Origin of the sequence: Flavobacterium silvaticum (assembly GCF_012911565.1) — a bacterium.
Lineage (GTDB): Bacteria > Bacteroidota > Bacteroidia > Flavobacteriales > Flavobacteriaceae > Flavobacterium > Flavobacterium silvaticum.
This window is the reverse complement of sequence record NZ_JAAMPU010000096.1, coordinates 81,593-103,791: the sequence shown is the minus strand read 5'-3', so window position 1 is coordinate 103,791 and position 22,199 is coordinate 81,593. Positions and strand designations below refer to the sequence as shown.

25 protein-coding genes are annotated in these 22,199 nt (G+C 43.5%); 11 read left to right on the top strand and 14 right to left on the bottom strand.

Annotated elements, in window-relative coordinates; all coding sequences use genetic code 11:
- The first annotated feature begins 2 nt into the window (after positions 1-2).
- Positions 3-1,229 (top strand): DUF418 domain-containing protein, encoded by a 1,227-nt coding sequence (locus tag G6047_RS02255; RefSeq protein WP_169525843.1) that lies wholly within the window; start codon positions 3-5, stop codon positions 1,227-1,229.
- Here the strand turns inward: G6047_RS02255 and G6047_RS02250 are convergent, their stop codons facing one another.
- The 3 genes from G6047_RS02250 to G6047_RS02240 all read right to left on the bottom strand — a co-directional run bounded on the left by G6047_RS02250 (position 1,230) and on the right by G6047_RS02240 (position 3,842).
- Positions 1,230-1,814: a DUF1572 family protein gene (locus G6047_RS02250; RefSeq protein ID WP_169525842.1), complete on the bottom strand. Its 585-nt coding sequence runs from the start codon at positions 1,812-1,814 to the stop codon at positions 1,230-1,232. It lies immediately after the preceding gene.
- A 190-nt stretch (positions 1,815-2,004) separates the two neighbouring features.
- Entirely contained in the window at positions 2,005-2,919 is a 915-nt protein-coding gene (locus G6047_RS02245; RefSeq protein ID WP_169525841.1) for a helix-turn-helix domain-containing protein, read from the bottom strand.
- 17 nt (positions 2,920-2,936) lie between these two features.
- Positions 2,937-3,842, bottom strand: coding sequence for an NmrA family NAD(P)-binding protein (locus tag G6047_RS02240; protein ID WP_169525840.1), 906 nt, complete (start codon positions 3,840-3,842; stop codon positions 2,937-2,939).
- Positions 3,843-4,459: 617 nt separating this feature from the next.
- Between G6047_RS02240 and G6047_RS02235 the strand changes: the two genes are divergently transcribed.
- From G6047_RS02235 to G6047_RS02220, 4 genes are read left to right on the top strand one after another with little or no spacing between them, the layout of a single operon-like run.
- Positions 4,460-5,377 carry a sialate O-acetylesterase gene (locus G6047_RS02235; protein ID WP_169525839.1) on the top strand — a complete coding sequence of 306 codons (918 nt, stop codon included), beginning with the start codon at positions 4,460-4,462 and terminating at the stop codon, positions 5,375-5,377.
- 27 nt (positions 5,378-5,404) lie between these two features.
- Positions 5,405-6,226, top strand: coding sequence for an alpha/beta hydrolase (locus G6047_RS02230; RefSeq protein ID WP_169525838.1), 822 nt, complete (start codon positions 5,405-5,407; stop codon positions 6,224-6,226).
- Positions 6,227-6,280: 54 nt separating this feature from the next.
- The gene (locus G6047_RS02225; protein ID WP_169525837.1) at positions 6,281-6,832 is read left to right on the top strand and encodes a dihydrofolate reductase family protein; all 552 of its coding nucleotides are present in this window, start codon (positions 6,281-6,283) and stop codon (positions 6,830-6,832) included.
- Between the two features lie 53 nt (positions 6,833-6,885).
- On the top strand, positions 6,886-7,308 hold the full coding sequence (locus G6047_RS02220; protein WP_169525836.1) for a GNAT family N-acetyltransferase: 423 nt from the start codon (positions 6,886-6,888) through the stop codon (positions 7,306-7,308).
- Between the two features lie 15 nt (positions 7,309-7,323).
- Here G6047_RS02220 and G6047_RS02215 read toward each other — a convergent pair whose 3' ends face one another.
- The 5 genes from G6047_RS02215 to G6047_RS02195 form a co-directional block, all read right to left on the bottom strand.
- A complete protein-coding gene (locus G6047_RS02215) occupies positions 7,324-7,575 on the bottom strand; it encodes a DUF6095 family protein (protein WP_169525835.1) in 252 nt (83 codons plus the stop codon).
- Positions 7,576-7,578: 3 nt separating this feature from the next.
- The gene (locus tag G6047_RS02210; RefSeq protein ID WP_169525834.1) at positions 7,579-8,145 is read right to left on the bottom strand and encodes a hypothetical protein; all 567 of its coding nucleotides are present in this window, start codon (positions 8,143-8,145) and stop codon (positions 7,579-7,581) included.
- A complete protein-coding gene (gene murQ, locus G6047_RS02205; protein WP_169525833.1) occupies positions 8,142-8,969 on the bottom strand; it encodes an N-acetylmuramic acid 6-phosphate etherase in 828 nt (275 codons plus the stop codon). The genes G6047_RS02210 and murQ overlap by 4 nt, the downstream gene beginning before the upstream one ends.
- A 601-nt stretch (positions 8,970-9,570) precedes the next feature.
- A complete protein-coding gene (locus G6047_RS02200) occupies positions 9,571-10,254 on the bottom strand; it encodes a ZIP family metal transporter (protein WP_169525832.1) in 684 nt (227 codons plus the stop codon).
- The gene (locus G6047_RS02195) at positions 10,251-11,009 is read right to left on the bottom strand and encodes a class I SAM-dependent methyltransferase (RefSeq protein ID WP_169525831.1); all 759 of its coding nucleotides are present in this window, start codon (positions 11,007-11,009) and stop codon (positions 10,251-10,253) included. The genes G6047_RS02200 and G6047_RS02195 overlap by 4 nt, the downstream gene beginning before the upstream one ends.
- Before the next feature lie 86 nt (positions 11,010-11,095).
- Here G6047_RS02195 and G6047_RS02190 point away from each other — a divergent pair, with 86 nt between their 5' ends.
- From G6047_RS02190 to G6047_RS02175, 4 genes are all read left to right on the top strand, one after another.
- Positions 11,096-12,247, top strand: coding sequence for a THUMP domain-containing class I SAM-dependent RNA methyltransferase (locus tag G6047_RS02190; protein ID WP_169525830.1), 1,152 nt, complete (start codon positions 11,096-11,098; stop codon positions 12,245-12,247).
- A gap of 131 nt (positions 12,248-12,378) precedes the next feature.
- Positions 12,379-12,612, top strand: a complete 234-nt coding sequence (locus G6047_RS02185) for a hypothetical protein (RefSeq protein WP_169525829.1) — start codon at positions 12,379-12,381, stop codon at positions 12,610-12,612.
- 45 nt (positions 12,613-12,657) lie between these two features.
- Positions 12,658-13,083, top strand: coding sequence for a DUF6146 family protein (locus G6047_RS02180; RefSeq protein ID WP_169525828.1), 426 nt, complete (start codon positions 12,658-12,660; stop codon positions 13,081-13,083).
- 35 nt (positions 13,084-13,118) lie between these two features.
- Positions 13,119-13,442, top strand: coding sequence for a DUF6787 family protein (locus G6047_RS02175; RefSeq protein ID WP_169525827.1), 324 nt, complete (start codon positions 13,119-13,121; stop codon positions 13,440-13,442).
- On the opposite strand, the gene G6047_RS02170 is transcribed toward G6047_RS02175, so the two are convergent.
- Positions 13,439-13,747, bottom strand: a complete 309-nt coding sequence (locus G6047_RS02170; RefSeq protein ID WP_169525878.1) for a hypothetical protein — start codon at positions 13,745-13,747, stop codon at positions 13,439-13,441. The genes G6047_RS02175 and G6047_RS02170 overlap by 4 nt on opposite strands.
- 22 nt (positions 13,748-13,769) lie before the next feature.
- Positions 13,770-14,435, bottom strand: a complete 666-nt coding sequence (msrA, locus tag G6047_RS02165) for a peptide-methionine (S)-S-oxide reductase MsrA (RefSeq protein WP_169525826.1) — start codon at positions 14,433-14,435, stop codon at positions 13,770-13,772.
- Positions 14,436-14,609: 174 nt separating this feature from the next.
- Between msrA and G6047_RS02160 the strand changes: the two genes are divergently transcribed.
- Both G6047_RS02160 and G6047_RS02155 read left to right on the top strand, forming a co-directional pair.
- The gene (locus tag G6047_RS02160; RefSeq protein ID WP_169525825.1) at positions 14,610-15,272 is read left to right on the top strand and encodes an ABC transporter ATP-binding protein; all 663 of its coding nucleotides are present in this window, start codon (positions 14,610-14,612) and stop codon (positions 15,270-15,272) included.
- A 2-nt stretch (positions 15,273-15,274) separates the two neighbouring features.
- Positions 15,275-16,966 (top strand): LIC_10190 family membrane protein, encoded by a 1,692-nt coding sequence (locus tag G6047_RS02155; protein WP_169525824.1) that lies wholly within the window; start codon positions 15,275-15,277, stop codon positions 16,964-16,966.
- 8 nt (positions 16,967-16,974) lie between these two features.
- Here G6047_RS02155 and G6047_RS02150 read toward each other — a convergent pair whose 3' ends face one another.
- The 4 genes from G6047_RS02150 to uvrA form a co-directional block, all read right to left on the bottom strand.
- The gene (locus tag G6047_RS02150) at positions 16,975-18,147 is read right to left on the bottom strand and encodes a hypothetical protein (protein ID WP_169525823.1); all 1,173 of its coding nucleotides are present in this window, start codon (positions 18,145-18,147) and stop codon (positions 16,975-16,977) included.
- A complete protein-coding gene (locus G6047_RS02145; protein WP_169525822.1) occupies positions 18,129-18,776 on the bottom strand; it encodes a hypothetical protein in 648 nt (215 codons plus the stop codon). The genes G6047_RS02150 and G6047_RS02145 overlap by 19 nt, the downstream gene beginning before the upstream one ends.
- A gap of 14 nt (positions 18,777-18,790) precedes the next feature.
- Positions 18,791-19,306, bottom strand: a complete 516-nt coding sequence (locus G6047_RS02140; protein ID WP_169525821.1) for a hypothetical protein — start codon at positions 19,304-19,306, stop codon at positions 18,791-18,793.
- A gap of 70 nt (positions 19,307-19,376) precedes the next feature.
- Positions 19,377-22,166, bottom strand: a complete 2,790-nt coding sequence (gene uvrA / locus G6047_RS02135) for an excinuclease ABC subunit UvrA (protein ID WP_169525820.1) — start codon at positions 22,164-22,166, stop codon at positions 19,377-19,379.
- Between the last annotated feature and the right edge of the window lie 33 nt (positions 22,167-22,199).

Here is a 22,199-nt window from a genome sequence, read left to right as displayed (position 1 = left end):
GAATGAGTCAACTAAACTCCGGACCAGCCATTTCTATCCGTCATGCGTTGCCGGACATACTTCGCGGCATTGCCTTGGGCGGCATTTGCTGGGCCAATTATCCGGCCTTTTCACTTTATGTTTTCCAGACCCATGAAACGATTGATTCGCTACCGACTGCGCCGATTGATCATGCGCTTGATTATTTCCACTTCATATTCGTCGACGGAAAATTCTACAGTTTGTTCTCGTTGTTGTTTGGAATCGGGTTTTCCATCATGCTTTCGAAATGGAAAAGTGAAACCTCAACGGGAATGGGAAGATTCTACCGTCGGGCATTCATCCTTACACTCATTGGAATAGCACATTTACTTTTGCTGTGGAGCGGCGATATTTTAATGCTTTACGGATTACTCGCCATGCTGCTGCCATTTTTCCGGAATATATCAGATAAAACACTATTAAGACTAGCCTTCGTATTGATACTGATGCCAATAGTGATAGATTTTGCCGAAGAAATCTCAAAAGTCAGGCTGTCAGATCCGGTGATGCAATTATTGATAGAAACGGCGCAGAAGTATCATTTCCAGGAAAGCGATATGGCCGATTATCTGGTGAAACACAACGATTACGCCAGCATACTTAAAAACAATCAGGTTGGATTCTTTGCGCGTTGGCAGGGTCTTATCGATAGCAACAGGGCCTTTAAAGTATTCGGGATTTTCCTGCTCGGATTATACGCCGGCCGCAATAATATGCACAGCCATCCGCAGCATTTCGTACCACTGTTCAAAAGAGTTCGTAAATACGGATTCCTGATCGGGTTTCCATTTTCAATCGGAATGGCATTCTTTGAGCTGACACGTGACAACTATAATCTGTTGTTCCATACGGTTTGCTATGCCCTGAGTGTGGTTCCGATGAGCCTTGCGTATACAGCAACCATAGCTCTCATCTTTGTCCGTAATCCTGAAAACAAAATCCTCAACATCTTCTCATGGCCCGGACGAATGGCGTTAACGAATTACCTCATGCAAACCGTCTTCGCCATTTCCATTTTTTATGGAATCGGATTGGGTTTTGGCGGAAAAACCGGATTAGTGTACGTGGAATCGATTGCCGTTGGCGTGTATCTTGTCCAGATTTGCTATAGCCGGCTATGGCTGACTTATTTCAGCTTCGGGCCGATGGAATGGATCTGGAGGTGTTTGACGTACGGAAGACTTTTTAAAATCAGAAAAGAATCCTGATTATTTATTTTCCAGCCGGTTACTTTCTTCTTTCGTAAAATTTTGTATAGATTGTTCCTTCGAGAATTTATCGTCATTATATACTTTCGAGCCTGCTCTCGGAATAGAAAGGCTATCCCAGCTTCCACGTTTAAGAAGCTTGGCGTAAAACACAATCTGGCCTGCATGATAGGAATAATGGGCAAGCTGACGGTTGACGGCTTCCAGAATACTGTGGCCTTCATTACGGATGTAAACCATTGTTCCTAATTGTTCATCGGTAACGGAATCCAAAGCCGCGAAAAGACAATCCCAGCCTTTTTCCCAGGCAACGAAAAGATCTTCCGGTGTTTTTAGCTTCTCCTCGAATTCGGAATCGCGGTCACGCCACGGTTTTTCACCATCGGTCGTAAGAAAATCGGTCCAGCGCGACAGCATATTGCCGCTCATGTGCTGGACGATTACGGCAATGCTGTTGCAATCTTCGCCTTCTGAAAAAAACAATTGCGCCGGTTCCAGTTGCTTCATGGCCTTATCGGCGAGCAGCTTGTAATACCGGAACAGGTTTTTGGCGCTTTCGAGGAAATTGGTGTTGGTCTTTTCCATGGTAATTAATAATTAACGATTAACAATTAACAATTACCTCAAGGAATGATGAACTGCCATTTATTTCAATAGCTAATGTATTTATAAATTTCGCGTGAGTCTCTATGATATAAAAAGAATTGCTCTCAGCCTCCAGAAAAAATGAATGTTTCTGTCAACCGAAAGCAATTGTTAATCGTTAATTGTTAACTCAATTAAACGACTGCCTGAATTCCAAAGGCGAAACATTCGTCTTGACCTTAAATAATTTGCTGAACGACTGCGGATGCTCGAAACCCAAATCGTACGCGATTTCACTTATCGATAAATCGGAACCCGCTAATTTCTCCTTTGCTTTTTCGATGAGCCGGTCGTGTATGTGCTGCTGCGTGCTTTGGCCTGTGGTGACTTTGAGCATGCCACTCAGGTAATTCGGGGAAACATTGAGCCTGGATGCGACATACTGGACTGTAGGCAAACCTTTTTTGTCAGTCGCACCGGAATCGAACCAATCGTCAAGAACCTTTTCCAGCTTATCGAGTGTCTTGTGGCTTTCCATTTTTCGGGTCAGGAACTGGCGGTGGTAAAACCGTTCAGCATACGTCAGCAATAATTCGAGTTGGGCGATGATGACATCCTGGCTGAAATGATCCATGTTTCCCGAATATTCGCTTTCGATTTTTTGGATGATATCGACAATCGTCTGCTCTTCCTTATCGGACAAAAACAACGCTTCGTGAACCGAATACCGGAAAAATTCATACTGCTTGATTTTTTTGCCGAGCGGCGTATTCCACAAAAAATCCGGATGGAAAACCAAATTGTATCCAATATGCGTCATCGCGCCTGAACCTTCGAGCGCATACACTTGACCAGGCGCCATAAAGAACATCACGCCTTCGTCAAAATCATACTCGCGCTGGCCGTATTTCATCTTGATATTGCAATTCCTTTTGAGTGCGATCGAATAGAAATTATTGACGATGCTCGTGGGTTCGTCCGGCCTGAGGTGACTGATCTTTTCAAAATCAATGACACTCACCAACGGATGTTGTGGTTTATCGAGATTTCGGAACTGACAGAATTCCGTAATGGTCCTGAGTACTTTTGGAGCTGACGAAGGCATGAGGAAAGGTAGCTATTTTAGTTCGACAGATGGTACACCGATGCGAATTCCTTTGCAAAATCCTCAAACTTCACGCTGCCGAAAACTTCCGGCTTGTTGACATCGTAATCAGAAGACAGCAAACCGCTTTGGTAACTCGCCCACATTTCTGTCAGTCCGGCCGCGATCGCAGGTTGGATTCCAGCTTTTTCTATGAGGCTCTTCTCCATTTCCGCATTGGAAATCAATACCCATTTCAACTCTGGTTTTCCAATCGCTTCGCCAAGGATTTTGGCAATGTCGTGCCCGCTGCGTTCATCACTGGCCACATACCTGATTTTTCTTTCGGCCGATTTACTTTCAAGCTCTTCTGCCGCGGCAACGGCAATATCCGCAGGTGAAACCCAACTCATGACGCGATCGGCACCGTGGTTAACGGCAATCATTCCGGCGTGTCGGATCGAACCCAAATACGCATACAGATTATAATAAAATGATGTCGGCCGCAGATGCGTAATGATTACATCGGATGGCAACGCATCAAGTATTCCCGCCAAATGATGCGCTCCCAGCAAAATACCCGATCCTTTTTCGAGGTGTGCGCCAATCGTACTCAGGTTGACGACTTTTTTGACACCCGATTTTGCAATCGCATAGGCATAGTTTGTCCCTAATCGTTTGTAATACGCGAGCAAATCAAGATTGGGGTTGGTGTAGTCGTTTGGCGGAACCATGGTGTAGATGGAATCGGCTCCTGAAAAAGTTTCAGCCAGAAACTCTTTGTCTTCTAATGATCCTATTGCAGCTGTTGCTCCTAGTGATTCGATTTCGGTTGCTCTGTCAAGACTACTGCTGACAACGGTGACATCGTGCCCATGTGAAACGAGAATAGATGTCAACGGTTTTGAAATATGGCCCAGAGAGCCGGTCAATACAATTTTCATGATGTTGTTTTTTATGGGACAAAATTGGGGATATGTGGATAATCCTACGTAGCCGAATCTATTCAGTACTTAGCCAAAAAGTTGAACTCGCAATTTTATTGATGCTCTTGAATACTACTTTGAAGTTATTGCAGTAATGGCTTTAAAATATTCAGGTTAGCTACGCTAATAATCTAAAAGTCGGAAACGAGTTTGCTTAGCCTTTGGGAGTAAAATCTGTAGTTTTTTTTTATTTTGCCCATGGCGAATAAAAATATCGGTGATAAATTCACAAGTGTCGTCCCGCAGGTATTTTGGCTAACAACGAAGGATTTTTCCTGTACGTTTGACTTTAAATCTGAACCATCTTATCCTATGAACCAAATTACAGAATCAGATTATTTTGATGCACCTGATTTTTTAACATTATAGGCAGTTTTTGTGTAAACGAGTAATGTTGCGGAGATGTATATTGCATTGGGGAGGGGCCAATGCTGACCCTACAAAATTCGAAAATATGTGGAGTACATTTTTTCTGTATCAATTGTTAAAGTTTAACTTTGAGGAAATAGGAATCCAAATCGATTAGAAAGCTATCGTTCCTCTAAAAATTATTAACCGATTATAACCGTATTTAAATGATTAACTGCCGGATACTTCTAAAACACCTTTCCATAATTGCACTGCTTTCATTTTACCTTACGACCAATGCACAAAAAGGCGACACATTCCGTGTATTTCTCCTCGGAGGCCAATCGAATATGGAAGGATTCGGTTACAATAAAGATTTGCCTTCAGATTTAAAAGTCAACATGAAAGACGTCTATATTTTTGACGGAAACCGCGGAGGCGACGGATTTGCCGATGCGGCCAAGGGAAAATGGGAAGCATTGCGCCCCGGTCATGGAACAGGTTTTACGTCAGATGGAAATACCAATACACCTTCGGACCGTTTTGGGCTGGAACTGGCCTTTGCAAAACGATTGAAGGAAAAGTATCCGAACGATAAGATTGCCATCATTAAATACGCAAGGAACGGATCGTCCATAGACAGCCTGGCCAAAGGTGATTTCGGTTGCTGGGATCCGGATTATAGGGCAAAACCGAATCAATATGATTTCTTCCTTGCGACACTGAACCATGCATTCGCTTCAAAAGATGTAAATGGTGACGGCAAACCGGATGAACTTGTTCCGGCCGGAATCCTGTGGATGCAAGGGGAAGGCGATTCGGCTTTTACTGAAGAAATCGCGACCAAATATTACGAGCACCTGAAACGGCTCATGGATTTGATGCGCGCCGCTTTACGCACAGATGATTTGCCGGTGGTAATCGGGAAAATTTCAGATTCGATGAGCAATCCGGAAGGTAAGGTCTGGAAATACGGAGAGCTCGTCCAATATGCCGAGGAAAAATACGTCCGAATGGATGGGCATGCAGCTATTGTCAGGAGTACGTCCAGGTATAAATATTCCGATATGTTCCATTACGACAGCGAAGGATATCTGGATTTGGGAAAACAATTCGCCGATGCGTGGATATCAATCCTGAAATAATCAATAAGTAACGATTAATAAGAAATCATGAAGTCGATTCGGAATCTGATCTTGCTTTTTTTGATTTTACCTTTGACCGGTTTTTCACAAAAAGATGTATTGAAAATCGCCTATGGTAATGAACCTCAGCAAATACTCGATTTATTCTTACCTGCAAATGTATCAGACAAAACTCCTGTGGCCATTTTTATCCACGGCGGTGCCTGGTCTTTGGGCGACAGATATTACACCGATTCACACGCAAAGAAATTGCGTGACCGTGGCATTGTGGTGGCCAATATCGAATACCGTTACGTAAGCCCGACGCTGGATCATAAGGGTTTGGAGAAAGATGTATCCGATGCGATTGCAAAAGTCAAATCATTGTCACCTGAATATAATTTCCGGAATTCCGCCTATCACATCATCGGGATAAGTGCCGGTGCCCATTTGGCTTTGATGCAGGCGTATCTTCATCCGTCGGAAACCAAATCAGTAACTTCCATTTGTGGGCCTGTACGTTTCAATACGGAGGAAAGCCGCGATTTCATTGCAAAACTTGGCTTATCGAAAACTATTGAAATGCTTGCCGGAAGCCGCTACGCGAATGGAAAACCCGATACGAAATTTACCGACATCAGCCCCTATTCCATCGTAAAAAAAGTTCCGACACTATTGATCCATGGAACCAAAGACGAGTTGGTTTTGTACAGCAATGCCATGTTCATGAAAGAGGTTTTGGAAAAGCATCACGTCGAAAATAAACTGATTACCATTGAAGGTGCCGGACACAGTGCGGGAATGGACAAACCGGAAAGCGAGGCGAAGAATCTTGATGAAATCGAAAAATGGATCCGGAAATACGATTGATTGCTATGGCATCTCAGGATTTCCATCCAATGTAATATAGCCAACAATAAAATCATGAGGAAAGTAATCGCCGGAATCAATATGACTATTGATGGTGTCTTCGATCATATCGCTGTAAATCCGGATGCGGAAGTACATGACCATTATACCAATCTGATACAACAGGCAGATGTAATCTTATATGGGAAGACGACCTATCAGTTGATGGAATACTGGCGCCCTTTTGTAAAAACACCTTCGGGTGAAAAAGCGATGGATGATTTTGCAACGGCAATAGGTAAGATCCGGAAAATCGTTTTTTCGAATACACTGAGAAGCATCGATTGGGACAGCGCTGAATTATCTGACAAATCTGTCGAAGAAACACTGTCAGACCTTAAACGCCTGCCAGATGGAAACATTCTTATCGGCAGCCGGAGCCTTATCATCCAACTCATGTTACTCAACCTGATCGACGAATATCAATTGTGCATGCATCCCGTGATTGCAGCAAAAGGCAGGCAGTTATTTGAAAATGTAGAAGTCAGGAAGGAGTTTGAACTTGTAGGTACGAAAAAATTCAAATCGGGAGCCATATTACTCTACTACAAAAAAGCTTCTGTATAAATAATAAACTCAAAATGAATTTCAGGATAGCAAACCAGAATGACCTGGATGAAATGAAGCAATTGTATGTTGATACGATTCGCTCGGTTTGCAGCAATGATTACAGCAAAGAGGAACTTGAAGTCTGGTCTTCCTCGTCACAAAAGACGGAGCGTTGGCAGGAAATGATGGCTACCCAATTTGTCTTGCTGGCCGAAATAAACAATCAGATTGTAGGCTTCGCTAGCTTAAAAGAGTCAAACTACATTGACTTTTTCTATATCCATAAAGATTTTCAGGGAAAAGGAATTGCAAAACAACTGTTACTTAAAATTGAACAGCAAGCCAAAGAAAATGGCTCACATTTGTTGAGTTCCGATATAAGCATCACTGCCAAACCTTTTTTTGAAAAACATGATTTTATCGCTCTAAAGGAACAATATAATGTAAGAGAGAATGTCGTGCTCGTTAATTATAAAATGGAAAAGAAAATTTAAACACGGAACAAAATATTACCGTTCCCCGCTCCTTGTCCGTTTTTCATCACTGTCAAACTGAGCCTTAACCACCAGATTCAAACCTCTAAACGTAAAGTAAATCGCTCCCGCACAAAACAAAATCCCAATAACGAGAACAAGGTAATGCCAAGCTGTCTGTTGGTTTTGGAAAGCATTGTAAATCACGGACGGCCCGATAAAATACAACGGCAAGGCAAAAGCCAAAAACTTTCCTCCGCGGTTCATTCCGTGTTTTTCGTCTGCCATGATTTATTTTATTAGCGGAACAATAAGTTTTTCGGTCATTTTGGAATCGTCGTGCCAGTCGTTGTCGCGATTGTCTTTCCAGTTCGTGACCAGCAACACTTTTCCGGTATTGTCAAGCACGATGTATTTGGAATAATCGTCTATGGCTTCAAGATTCTTGGGCGTTACATCTTCAACAAATTTCCTGTTTCGTTTTTTGAGTTTGCTTCCGTAAACCGAATCTTTAAGAACGGCGATTTTTATTTCGGGAGATGCTTTTCGCAGTTCTTCTACAGCCTTTATGGTTCTTTCGCTCATTTCAGGATCGACAAGCAATACATAAAACTCCGTATCGTACTTGCGCGAGAGTCCTACGGCATTAGGCAAATGAAGGATACAAGGTTCACACCATATCCCAAACGTATAGAAAATGGTATTCTTTTTTCCCGATTCACGCGCGATGCATTGTATGTCTTCAAGCGTTACGGCAGGGATTTTTCCGTTTGATGATGTCGTCAGATTGCAACCCGATTGAGCAAAAGCCGATTTTACGAACAACACCAAAAATAAAATCTTCAAAAATGGCCTCATAATTCAAATTTGTTCGCGTTGAACGAATCTACGGCCTTGCGGACACTACCGAATTTTTCGAGCATTTCCGATGCTTCTTCATAATTCACCGGAATTTGTTCCATAATCATCCTTACTCCCCGATCTACCAGTTTGTCATTTGTCAGTTGCATATCGACCATCTTATTTCCCTTAACGCGACCGAGTTGTATCAGAGTTGCCGTCGATATCATATTGAGAACCAATTTCTGGGCTGTACCGGCTTTCATACGTGAACTTCCGGTTACGAATTCGGGCCCTACGACAACCTCGATTGGAAATTTTGCAGTCAATGCCAACGGACTTCCTGCATTACACGTGATGCCGCCGGTTGTAATTCCTTTTGCGTTACAGGCTTCCAACCCAGCGATGACATAAGGCGTGGTTCCTGATGCGGCTATACCGATTACAACATCGCCCTCAGAGATATCCTTGTCCTGAAGGTCGATCCAGGCCTGTTCCCTGTCGTCTTCGGCATTTTCAACAGCGCGACGGATCGCTTTATCACCTCCGGCAATGATTCCGTTGACCAGATCGAAAGGAACACCGAATGTAGGCGGGCATTCAGAGGCATCGACGATTCCCAAACGCCCCGAAGTCCCGGCCCCGATATAGAACAACCGTCCTCCATTTCGGAGTTTTTCAACCACTTGTGTCACAAGTTTTTCAATCTGCGGCAGCGCTTTTTCAACAGCCAATGGAACCGTTTTGTCCTCGGCGTTTATGTTTTGGAGTAATTGGGGAACCGACATATTTTCAAGCGACTCATATCGCGAGGATTCTTCGGTGGTTTTATGAAAAGACATATAACTGTTGGTTTGATATTTTAATTTAATTCAGGAGTAAGCCCGACTTCCAGGAATTTGGATTGGCAGATTTTCAGATAGCAGCACCTTTTAAATTTAAGTCTAACTGTTTTCGGTCATTTCAGACTGGCCAATTTTCTGAAAACTCATTCTTTAGACTTCCTCAGACGACTCCCAGTCTTTGCCAATAGTTGCAACTCGCCAGATATTTAAGCTATTTCCAAAATTTCCTGCCCATTATCTTTCTTATATTTTCCGTCTTTCCTGACTCTCGCGCCCTTTCGGAGTTTACGAACTTTTCTGTCTTTCCTGACTGTTATATATTTTCCGGCTCCCGACTCAGAAAACATAAAATTTAACATTAAATACAGAAAAAATGTACCCTGATTTTTTTGGAATTTCGTAGGGACAACACCGGCCCCTCCCCGTCGCAATATAGCGGTTCCTGAATTCACCCGCATACAGAAAAACTACCGCCTTTGTTAAATTTACAGTAGTCACATTCCCCACTACTATTTTCAGCCTAACCAATTAATTAATCAGTTAAAAACAATCTTGACTCTTAAGTCCGACTTTCCCGACTTTCCCGACTTTCCCGAACTCACAACAACCCCGCAATCACAATCCCAACCAATATCACCGAAACTTTCGCAATATTAAACTTATGATTTTCGCTGCTTTCAAAAATGATCGTCGATGAAATATGAATCAAGATACCTATTACGATGGCTGTTATAGGACGACTATATACAGCGGCAGCCGGAACAGTCGCGGCAATCAAAGTTCCAAGTGGCGTCATCAGCGCAAAAGCGACCATAAAACCGAATACGGTCAACGGCTTGAGTTGGGCGTTGAGGAAAAATACGGTCAGGATGATGGCAATCGGTAAATGATGGATTGCGATTCCCCAGGCAAGATCGTGGTGATGGCTGACCGGAAAACCTTCAAAAAGTGCATGGATGCAAAGACTGATGAACAACAACCACGGGATTTTAACCATGGGTCCATGAACGTGGACGTGTCCGTGTTCGGCGCCTTTGGAAAAAAATTCGAGAAGAATCTGGAACAAGATTCCGGACATAATGCACAACCCGATCTGTTTGCCGTCCATGTCGTTTTCAGTCGACTCATATACATCTGGCAATAAATGCAGTACCGTTAGCGACAACAGGAACGATCCGCTGAACGCCAACAGTAATTTGAGGTTTGCCTTGTTCGATGGCTTGAGCAACAAAGCTATAGCATAACCGATAAGGACGGAAAGTAAGGGTAACAGGTAATTCATTTGAAAATCAGGATCAATCGATCGCTTTCCTTCGGGTGGAACTTATGGAGTTTGTAATCGCCAAAGACGTCGAGCAGAAAAATCCCCGCTTCGTCCATCATCTGCGTAAAGTCTTCAAGGGTGAGGGCTTTGACTTTCTCGGTGAAAGAATAGTCTTTGCCGCCATCGGTAAATGAAATGTCCTTGAAAATATGATCGTCCTCGAAATAGCGTCTGATCTGGAAATCGATACCCTCGACCGTTTTGGTTTCTTCCGGAACCAGGTTCTGCAAGACTTTGGTCACATTCATGAAATCGATAACAGCAAAACCATATTCCGAAAGACTGTCGCGCATTGCCCTTAGTGCCTCTGCATTATCATCGTCACTTTCAAAATATCCGAAACTCGTGAATAAATTGAAAATGGCATCGAACTTCTGCTCGAACGGTTCACGCATGTCATGTACCTCGAAATGCAACTTATCATTAGACAATTTAGAAGCTTCCGCAATGCTGTTTTTGGAAAGATCCGCACCGGTAACATCGTAACCCAATGTATTCAGATACACCGAATGACGGCCTTTTCCACAAGCCAGATCCAGGATTTTCGCATCTTCGGGCAAATTCAGGTAAGCCGTGATATTATCCATGAACAACTGGGCTTCCTCATAATCGCGATCTTTATACAAAATGTGGTAATAAGGCGTATTGAACCACGAAGCAAACCAATTCGGGTCGGTTTCGTGCGGATGCGGATGAACGTCAGATTTTGGCATTTTAAAGTGCAGATGGAATTCGGTGCCGCAAATTTAGTCTATTTTTGCAGCCTATACCCGATAACCGGATGGAAAATAATTATACGATGATAGCCAAGACGTTCTTCGGGTTCGAGGAAATATTGGCGCGTGAACTACAACAACTGGGTGCACAGAAAGTTGAGCCAGGTGTACGTATGGTGAGCTTTATAGGCGACAAAGGTTTTATGTATAAGGCTAATATCGCGCTGCGGTCGGCACTCAAGATTTTAAAGCCGATCCATAATTTCCGTGCGTTTGACGAGAACAGTCTCTATCGCGGCATTTCGGCTATAAATTGGGCAGATTATTTTTCAGCTGATCAGACTTTTGTAATTGATGCAACCGTCCATTCAGAAAAGTTCCGACATTCTGAATTCGTCGCCCAAAAGTGTAAGGATGCTATCGTGGATCAGTTCCGAAACCGGGCTGGTCGTCGTCCTAGCATCGATAAACTGCATCCGGATATGCGCATTAATGTCCATATCGGAAATGATTACTGTTCGGTGGCACTAGACACTTCTGGCGCCTCTTTGCACCATCGCGGATATCGGACAGCTACCAACATCGCTCCCATCAATGAAGTACTGGCCGCGGGAATGTTGTTGCTTTCCGGTTGGGACGGCCGCAGCGATTTTTTAGACCCGATGTGTGGCAGCGGAACCATATTGGCCGAAGCCGCAATGATTGCGTGTAATATACCCGCCAATATCAACCGCAAGGAATTCGCATTCGAGAAATGGAACGATTGGGATAATGAGCTTTTTGATACCATCACGTCATCACTGCTCAAAAAGGTGCGTGAGTTCAATTACACAATCAAAGGGTACGACAAAGCCCCGTCGGCGGTAGACAAAGCCAAAGACAACATACGGAATGCAAACCTCGACGATTACATAGATATTTACGAACGTAATTTCTTCGATACCGAAAAAGAAAACAAAGGCCCGTTACATATGGTATTCAATCCGCCTTATGGCGAACGTCTTGACATTCAGCTCGAACGGTTTTATCGCGAAGTGGGTGATACGCTCAAAAATTCCTATCCGAATACACACGCCTGGTTCATTACGGCAAATCTCGAAGCCTTGAAATTCGTCGGCCTCAAACCTTCGCGTAAAATAAAATTATTCAATGGCGGCCTTGAAGCGCGTTTCGTCAAATACGAGATGTATGAAGGCAGCAAACGGACGAAATTCCAGGAACGGGTCGGAAATTAACAAATAACGATTAACAATTAATAATTTCTGTACGAATAGAATTGACCCTTTTGATATAAACAAAAACTAATGCATCTCCATGCAATTGTTAATCATTAATTGTTAATCGTTAATCGTTAATTCAAAAAACCATGAAACCTCAACATAAAGCACTCTTATACAACTTCATCGGGTTTGCCGTTTTCTATCTTCCCGCCTATTTCCTGATCCAGCGTTTCTCCTGGTTTTCACAAATCTGGACTGCGGTTGCGGCCGCCGTGGCTTCAAGCATCCTATCGCCAAAATTCCAGAGCGTACGAACGGCGCAAGGACAAAAATTATTTATGTCATGGCTGTTCCTGAGCGGCGTCCGTGAAATAAAATAAGGCGAAAACACGTTGCCCTTACCTTCTTTTTCGTTACTTTTAAGTATGAGAAGTTTGGTTTTGATACTTGTTGTTTTGATGCTTTCGATTATCGGATGCACTTCGGCAAAGTCTATTGTTGCTGACAAATCCGCGTCAAAGAACGATACCGTGCGTATCGCGAACGACTCACTCGAATACGAAGTCATTATCATAGACCCGGGATTCAATTCGTGGCTAGCATCAACAGCAAAACCCCGCAATTTTTATGGGCAATCATATCTGGAAAGCCGCAATCTGTCATGGGTTTACGAATGGAACCGCCGCGCACGCAATTCGTTTCAATATTCGCGTGATTTGTATCAGATGGAAATCGATTACCGCCCCGGAATCAATTACGGTTATGAAGTAAATTACCTGCTTTTCAACTACCTCGTTTATTTTCAACAGACAAATCGCCAGCGTTTAGGCAGTTTCCAACCGAATCCCTGAAGTTTAATTCGTATTTTTGGGCGGAACCGAATCAAATGGCGAATTTCAGGCAACGTTGGCATATTACATCGAACTGGCAAATGCTGGTCATTCTCATCGTGTTTGCCGTTACAGGCTCAACGGCCGCGTATATTTCCAAACCTATATTGGCTTTGTTCGGTATTACTAAAGATACAACTTCAGGTTGGGTCTATTATCCGCTGTATATTATCCTGATCCTTCCGTTTTACCAGGTATTGCTTGTCGCTTACGGCTTTATTTTCGGCCAGTTTAAATTCTTCTGGGCTTTTGAAAAAAAAATGTTGAGAGGAATGGGCTTGGGATTTTTACTCCCAAAAGAAAAAAACTCCCGGGATTAGCGGGAGTCTTGTTTTTTGATCAGGTAGGTGTATAACCACATGAGCGTGAAACTCGGGATGAAATCGGTGAACGGAAACAGTTCTTCGAGAAACGAAAAAGCTCCCATTATTTTTCCTCGGTTTCCTTTATACATCCAGGCCATCAGGAAAGCTGATGCCGGCGCCCAGACCACATCGGCGAATTCACCAATGAATGGGATTGTAAAGGAAAGCATCCCGATTCCGTCGAACAGCAAACCAAGATACAGGTCGCGTTGTTTGTTCGAAGCCTGCACCGGAGTCGCTCCAATCTGTTGTTTGATCATTTCGTTCACGTAGGGCGACATTTTAATTGGCCTTTTCTGTTTTTAGTTTCGATTTGAATTTCTCTTTGAGCTTTTCAACCTTGGGCGTGATCACATAACTGCAATACGGCTGTGAAGTATTCTGGGCGTAATAATTCTGGTGATAATCCTCTGCAGGATAGAACGTGGTCGCCTTACTCACTTTAGTAACGACTTTTTTGCCGAATCCGTATGTGTTTTCGGAATTGAGCAACCCGATATAATCTTCGGCCAGTTTCTTCTGTTCGTCCGAATGATAGAAAACTTCGCTTCGATATTGAGTGCCAACATCTGCTCCCTGACGGTTAAGAGTTGTCGGGTCATGGGTTGCGAAGAAAATCTCGAGCAATTCCCCGAACGTCACTTTTTTAGGGTCGAAGGTAATCTGTATGGCCTCTGCATGTCCCGTAGTTCCGGTACAGACTTCTTTATACGTAGGGTTTGCGGTCTTTCCGCCGATATATCCTGATACGACGGTTTTGACTCCGTCGATTTCCAAAAACAGCGCTTCGGTACACCAAAAGCAGCCGCCGGCGAATGTTGCCGTTTCCAATCCTCTTTGTTCTTCCATTTTGTTTTTCGTGTGGTTCTGTTGTGCGGTTTGTTGTGAATCCTTTGCCATGCAGGAAATAGCAAGCATGATTAAGGGAAGTGCCAATACTTTTTTCATAGCCTGATGTTTAGCTTAAATGAGTTTTGATTTTAGCGGTACAAATTTACGCCATAAACCAAGTTTAGCTTGTGTAGTTAACGTAAGTTTATCAAGCCCATATACGAAAGAAAGCACCTTAAGGTTGTGGCCTTTTGCAAAATGTTCGTTTCTTTGTTTTAAAGTCAAAATTCCATGATCGAAGCCCGCAACATCCATAAATTCTATGATTCGCTTCACGTTCTCAAAGGTGTCGATTTAAGCATCCGCAAAAGTGAGATTGTCTCTATCGTTGGGGCTTCAGGAGCTGGAAAGACTACGTTGTTGCAGATTCTCGGCACCTTGGACAAACCGACTGTTGAAAGCGATACGTCACTCACCATAAAAGGAGAAAACATCCTCGGCATGACAGACAAAGGCATTTCGAAATTCCGCAACCTCAATCTGGGATTTATCTTTCAGTTCCATCAATTATTGCCCGAATTCAATGCAGTGGAAAATGTCTGCATTCCGGCTTTCATCGCTAAGCGAGGTAAGAAAGAAGCCGAAACGGAGGCCAAACGGTTATTGGATTTCCTCGGATTGTCGCATCGGCTCGACCATAAACCTTCGGCCCTTTCCGGCGGAGAACAACAACGTGTTGCCGTTGCCCGCGCACTCATCAACAATCCCGCTGTGATTTTTGCAGATGAACCTTCGGGAAACCTCGACACGGCATCTGCGGAAAACCTGCACCAATTATTCTTCAAACTTCGCGAAGAGCTTGGACAGACGTTCGTCATCGTCACCCATAATGAAGACCTTGCAAATATGGCCGACCGCAAACTCACCATGTCCGACGGACGTCTACTGCTGTAACCATGCTTCTGGTAGCGCTCACTTTCGTTTATATATTCGCCTTATCGGCACAAACGGGAATCGCTGTCAATCGTTGGTTATCCATCAAAAATCCGGATCCGTTCATCACCGTTTTTTCCGGGCTTTTCGGAATCACGACATTTGCGTGTCTTTGGGCTTTCTTTGGAAGGATCGGCTGGGAATTCCAATTGGCGCTCGTGTTGTATTCGATAATCCTTGCTTTTATTTACAAGTCTGAATCGGCGGCTTTTTATCACGGCTTACGTTCGGGAATCCGGGATTTGCCCTTATCGCTAAAAATCATTTTCGGAATCACATCGGCACTTATCATAGCCAAATGCGCCGGCTCACCATTTTTACCCGATAACGAATCGTATTACATCCAAACCGTAAAGTGGCTCAACGAATACGGTTTGGTCCGCGGATTGGCCAACCTGCATTTCTTTTTCGGGCAGACGAGTGGCTGGCACATCGCACAAAGTGTGTTCAGCTTATCTTTTATTGACGACCGATTCAACGACCTTAGCGGATTTGCGTTATGGATCGGGAACGGGTTTGCGATTTTCAGATTAAAGGATTATCTCAAATCAGGCTCGTTCACGGCCTTGGTTTTCGGTTTGACCGGATGTGTCAATGTATTGTTGTTCCAATTCATCGCTGCCCCATCACCGGATTTACCGGTTTACATCATCGCATTCATGGCCTCGTGGCTGTTCGTGGAGCATTTTGACAAGGCTTCGGCATCTGTTTTACGTCAAATAACAGTGTTGGTTTTGTTCGGCGTTTTCATCAAACTGACAGCTGTCGCGTTACTTTTATTACCGCTATTGTTGTTACCGAAAGTAAAAGCATTTTCAATACGGACGGAACTTCCGTTACTCGCAACCTGTTTTGTGACGTTGAGCCTTTTTATCGCGAAGAATCTGATAGTGTCAGGTTACGCCTTCTATCCGATGCCGATGCTTTCTTTTGGTTTTGAACATCAGGTTCCAAAAATCATAATGGATTATTTCGCGGCAAACACACGCCCGGCGGCATTTGATATAGATGTGACGACCTATCAATCGGTTTCCCAGCTTCACTTGTTCAAGCGCTGGCTGATGCTTCCCGGATTACACGGAATCTTCAATATGCTAAGCGTTTTAGTATTGCTTGTTCCGGTTCCGATATTATTTGCTAAAAAAATCCGCAGTTGGTGGCTGCTGTATTTTACGATGGTTTTTCAATGGTTGCTGCTATATGCCATTTCGCCACAATACCGGTTCGGGTTGCATTTTGTATTGATCTTCGGACTGTTCGTTCTGGCATCGATGATACAATCCAGAAAAAAACTTGCCGTCGCATTTACAGGTTTTTCAATCGTCGTTGCATCCGTTCCTTTATTGGTTCCGATTGGAATGGCAAGTCTGTCGAACAATAAATTATTCAGGGAAAATCCGGTAATGACAAGAAGACAAGCGGTGTTTCCGCATCCGAATTCATCCGAAACGACACACTTTACAGCAGAAACCATCGGTAACTTAAACTATTTCTCACCTTCCGAACCAACGTTTTTCTGGTTTACCGGAAATGGCCCGTTGCCTTGTGTCAATACGGAACAATTGGACTTTTTTGAAAAGAATTTTGGGTATCGGCCGCAGCTTGGAGGAACATCTTTGCATGACGGATTCCACCCCGAGAAAGTATCTGATTGAAAACGACTTTAATCGGATACAGCAATAAAATCCGGTTTTGCTCTCTTGTTTCTAAGTTTCACGAAAGTTTCATCCCTGTATTTTCCAATCCTGTTTTTGTCATTGGTCTTAAAAACAAATTCGACAGACAGTTCTTGGATATAAATGTGTTCCCAATTTGTCAGTAAATCGAGTCTTACATTCGCAGTTGGATACAGCTTTAAAATTTCACTCGCAGTTGATTTTTTTGACAATTTCCCAAATTGAAAGCCTTCCGATTCAACAAAAATCCGGAATATTTTTTCATTGGAAAGATTGATGCCCCCGTCTTCCGTATCCGTTTCACCTTCCTTTATCGGGCGCGTCAGGACAAACGCCAAGGTATCAGTAGCTATTGAAATGGCAAAACCTTTTTTATCATCGGCACACATCCCAAATCTATTGGCTGTCTTTGTGAATTCGACATCCGGATACGCTTCGAGTACATCTGCCAATGCCATCCCGAACGCCATTCGTCCGGCGTAATGGATTTGTGAAAAACCCATTTTCTTAGTATCGTATCGCTTTATCTTTTGAAGTTCGCCATTTCGGAATTCGTAGACACTTCCGGGATAAAAGCAGTCCTGAAACTGGCCGTTACTATAACAGGTTGTCAGTTCTGTAAGCTGATTTTCATCGATGCTGAACTTTGAAATACTTTCGCTTTTTTCATTGGTTGTCAGTTCACCATTTTCATTTTGCTCCCAATACTGATCCAGACTGTACGATTCAAGCTGAACCCACGAATGGTTCGAAAGGTCAATAATAATAAGATTTTCGATACCGTTTTCATTTCCGTGGCCGCCTCCGTGGGACAAATGATTAAAAGACGATGAAGCCAAAAAGTACTTCGGATTTTGGGAGAGACCAAGGAGTTGTGTATTTCCGAATTCGTTCGGGATGGCGTAAGAAATCCAGTGATCGTTGATTTTCCTGATCAAACATTGGACAGTTGTATCCGGCTCGTTTTTGAAATTCCTTCCCACAAGAAAATATTCGGGATAAATGAATTCGCTGCCTCTTTTCAGGGAATCAGCCTCTATAACGGTCAGCGTATCGGTGATTTCCATCTGTTCAAAACGATAGAAATAATGATCCTGAGCGGTTGAAAACAAAGGAATCAGCCCCAAAAGTAAAGTCCATTTCAATAATCTTCGCTCCATTTCTCATCGTTTTTTGAAACCAATACAAATTTGTTTTTGCCAGCTTTTACAAGTGAATAGCTCCATTCGGAATAATATCTGTGTCGCGTTTTTTTCTCCCAATAACTTGCTCCGCCACCAAGATTGTTATGTTCGTCTTTGGTCAGGTCAAAATACTTGTGAATTTCAAGTGTGTCTTCAGATTTTGAAGTCGGTGATCGCTTGGTCGGTCTGATTTCGACAGCATAGGTTTCCATATTCCGTGTATTGAGATAGTACAGATAACCTTGTGAATGCCCATAAGTATGGGTGCTTCCGACATAGATAAAATCATATCCTTTGTACTTGAAATGAGAGACATCATCCACATAAAAATCTAATATAGGTAATTTGAAAAGCAATTTTTTGATGCTGTCTTTTTTGGCATACACGGCAATGGAATCAGAAATGGTCTGACGGCAACCCATACAATCGTAAACCAGGTCAAACCCGTTGACTTTGGCAATCGGAACGTTTAAAGTGTCTGGTTTTTTCCGAAGAAGATCATTGGTTGATGGCAACTGAAGTTTTTCTACCGACTCGGTCTTTGCTTTCGGGACAAGCTGTTTTTGCTGTTTGGTACATCCGATGAAAATCAGTAAACAAATCATAAAAAGCAGCTTTTTCATCTGATCCACCTGAATCTATCCGTCCATAACAGCGTTGAAATCCGGTCGCAATTCCCGAAGAAATTACCCAGAATATAAATCGATTTGCCTTTGGCGGAAATCTTTAAAATCACGGGTGTTCCGACCAATTCGTAGGTTTTAAATTCCAGCAATTCTTTGACTTTACCTTTTCTTGAAAGACCGGAATTCGCAATGAATTTATCCAGTTGAATAGTGCGTTTTTCGTCTTGCGGATTAGAGATTTCTTCGGCTGTTTGCTTTGCGATTTCAAAACCTGTTTCGTTAAATGCTCTTTCGTAGCGCTCAATTGAATATTTATCCAGTACATCATATACTTTTTTCTGCACCAAACTGTCAGAAGCCGTGAACAGCTCATATTCAAAATCGATAGGTTCAGAACCGTTAAGCGTCAGGATATAAAACTGTAAAATCCCGCCTCCGCAGAGCTGTGCGGAAATGTCGCCGGAAATAAACAGAAAAACCAAAGAAACAAAAAGCGCTACTTTTTTCATCGGGATCAAATCACGGAATGACTTCCGGAATAACTTAAAATCTGCCAATAAAGTATGGAGCAACAATCAATTACCGCAATTTTTCCTTCAGATATTTGCCTGTAACCGAATTCTTGTTCTTAGCAACTTCCTCCGGCGTTCCTTCCGCAAGCAATTGCCCGCCGTTTACGCCACCTTCAGGCCCGAGATCGATGATATGATCGGCACATTTTATAAGGTCGAGGTTGTGTTCGATGACGATGATGGAATGACCTTGGTCTATCAGGGCTTCAAACGATGTGAGCAATTTCTGGATATCATGAAAATGAAGGCCCGTCGTAGGTTCATCGAAAACAAACAATGCTTTTTCCTTGGTCGCACCTTTTACGAGGAATGATGCGAGTTTGATACGTTGCGCTTCACCGCCTGAAAGTGTCGAAGAAGATTGCCCGAGTTGCACATAGCCGAGGCCGACATCCTGCAATGGCTGTAATTTTTGCGAGATTTTGGTCTGTTTGTGCTCTTTGAAAAACGACAAAGCTTCATCGATAGTCATCGTCAGCACATCATCTATATTCTTTGTGTTGAACTGAACTTCAAGGATTTCCTTCTTAAATCGTTTGCCTCCGCAGGTTTCACAAGGCAGTTGGACGTCGGCCATAAAGACCATTTCTACGTTGATGCTGCCTTCGCCTTTGCAGGTTTCGCATCGGCCACCATCTACGTTGAACGAAAAATGTTTGGCCTGATAACCTCTGATTTTCGACAGTTTTTCCTTGGCGAACAAATCGCGGATGTCGTCATAAGCCTTTATATAAGTGACCGGATTCGACCGTGAACTTCTCCCGATTGGATTCTGGTCCACGAATTCAATATGCCGGATTTTGCTGTAATAGCCCTGCATATCCGTAAACTGTCCGGCTTTTTCACTCACGCCTTCGAGTTTCTTCTGCATGGCCGGAAACAGGATTTTCTTGACGAGCGTACTTTTTCCGCTGCCAGATACGCCTGTAATCACGGTCAATGCCTCAAGCGGGAATTTGACGTCGATATTCTGCAGGTTGTTTTCGCGTGCGCCGAGGATGTTGATGTATTGGTTCCACTTCCGTCGTTGGCGCGGCACCTTGATTTCCATTTGTCCGTTCAGATACTTTGATGTCAGCGAATCAGATTTGAGGATTTCATCATAGGTTCCATAAGCGACAACTTCACCTCCGTGCGTTCCGGCTTCCGGGCCTATATCAATGATTCTGTCTGCAGCTTTCATGATGTCTTCATCGTGTTCGACGACAATTACCGTGTTTCCAAGATCACGCAGCGACAGCAACACCTGGATCAATCGTTCGGTATCTTTCGGATGCAGGCCGATACTGGGTTCATCGAGAATGTACATTGACCCGACCAGACTACTTCCTAACGAAGTCGCGAGGTTGATCCGTTGGGATTCACCACCCGAAAGTGAATTCGAATTCCGGTTCAGCGTTAGGTAATTGAGACCGACTTCATCAAGGAAACGCAGCCTGTTGTTTATTTCGATAAGCAATCGTTTGGCGACTTTCTGCTCGAATTCCGTCAGTTCCAGATTTTTGAAAAACGGGATCAGGTCTTTGATGGACATATCGACAAGATCTGAAATCGTCTTGCCGCCAATTTTCACGAAATCGGCTTCGGGACGCAAGCGCTTGCCTTTGCACGACCAGCATTTGGTTTTTCCGCGATAGCGCGACAACATGACGCGGTTCTGGATTTTATAGTTTTTCTCCTCGAGCTCACGGAAGAAATCGTTGAGTCCGGTAAAGTATTTATTTCCTTCCCAGATCAATGCTTTCTGGGCTTCGGTCAATTGATAGAATGGTTTATGGATTGGGAAATCGAAACGATGGCTATTGTTGACGAGTTGGTCCCTGTACCAGCCCATGCTTTCCCCGCGCCACGGCATGATGGCATTTTCGTAGACGGATATGGCTGTATTCGGGATTACGAGTTCCGAATCGATACCGATCACATTTCCGTAGCCTTCGCAAACCGGACAGGCGCCATATGGATTGTTGAAGCTGAACAAATGCACATTCGGTTCCAGGAAATTCATGCCGTCGAGTTCGAACTTATTGCTGAATTCGATCCGGTTTCCGTTATCGGCTTCCTGAATGTAGCACAACCCTTTTCCTTCATAGAAGGCGGCCTGTACAGCATCTGACAACCGATTGAAAAAATCTTCATCATCCTGGACGACAACCCGATCGATAACAATCAATACGTTTTTATCGTCAAGGCGGTGTTGTTCGATCTCATCAAGGCGAATCGTTTCATCACCTACAAGCACCCGTGAAAAACCTTGTTGCAACAACACTTTGAGCTTGTCTTCTATCGCCCTGCCTTTTTCCAGATGTACCGGGGCAAGTAATAACAATCTTGTTCCTTCAGTATATTTCTTTACCGAATCGATCACATCAGAAACCGTATCTTTTTTGACCTCACCGCCTGAAACCGGCGAAAAGGTGCGACCGACCCTTGCATAAAGCAACTTCAAATAATCATAAATTTCAGTCGATGTCCCAACCGTAGAACGCGCATTGGTCGTATTGACCTTTTGCTCGATGGCGATTGCCGGCGCGATTCCTTTGATATATTCCACTTTCGGCTTATCCAGACGGCCGAGGAACTGACGCGCATAAGACGACAAACTTTCAACATACCGCCTCTGTCCTTCCGCATAAAGCGTATCAAACGCCAGGCTCGATTTCCCCGAACCTGAAAGACCTGTAATCACGACGAGTTCGTTTCGTGGAATGGCTACACTAAGGTTCTTGAGATTATGTAATTGTGCACCTTTTATAAGAATGTATTCCTTTGGGCTGAGCGTATTGAAATCGGGCTGCATCTAGTCTGAAAATAAGTGGGCAAAGGTAATCAT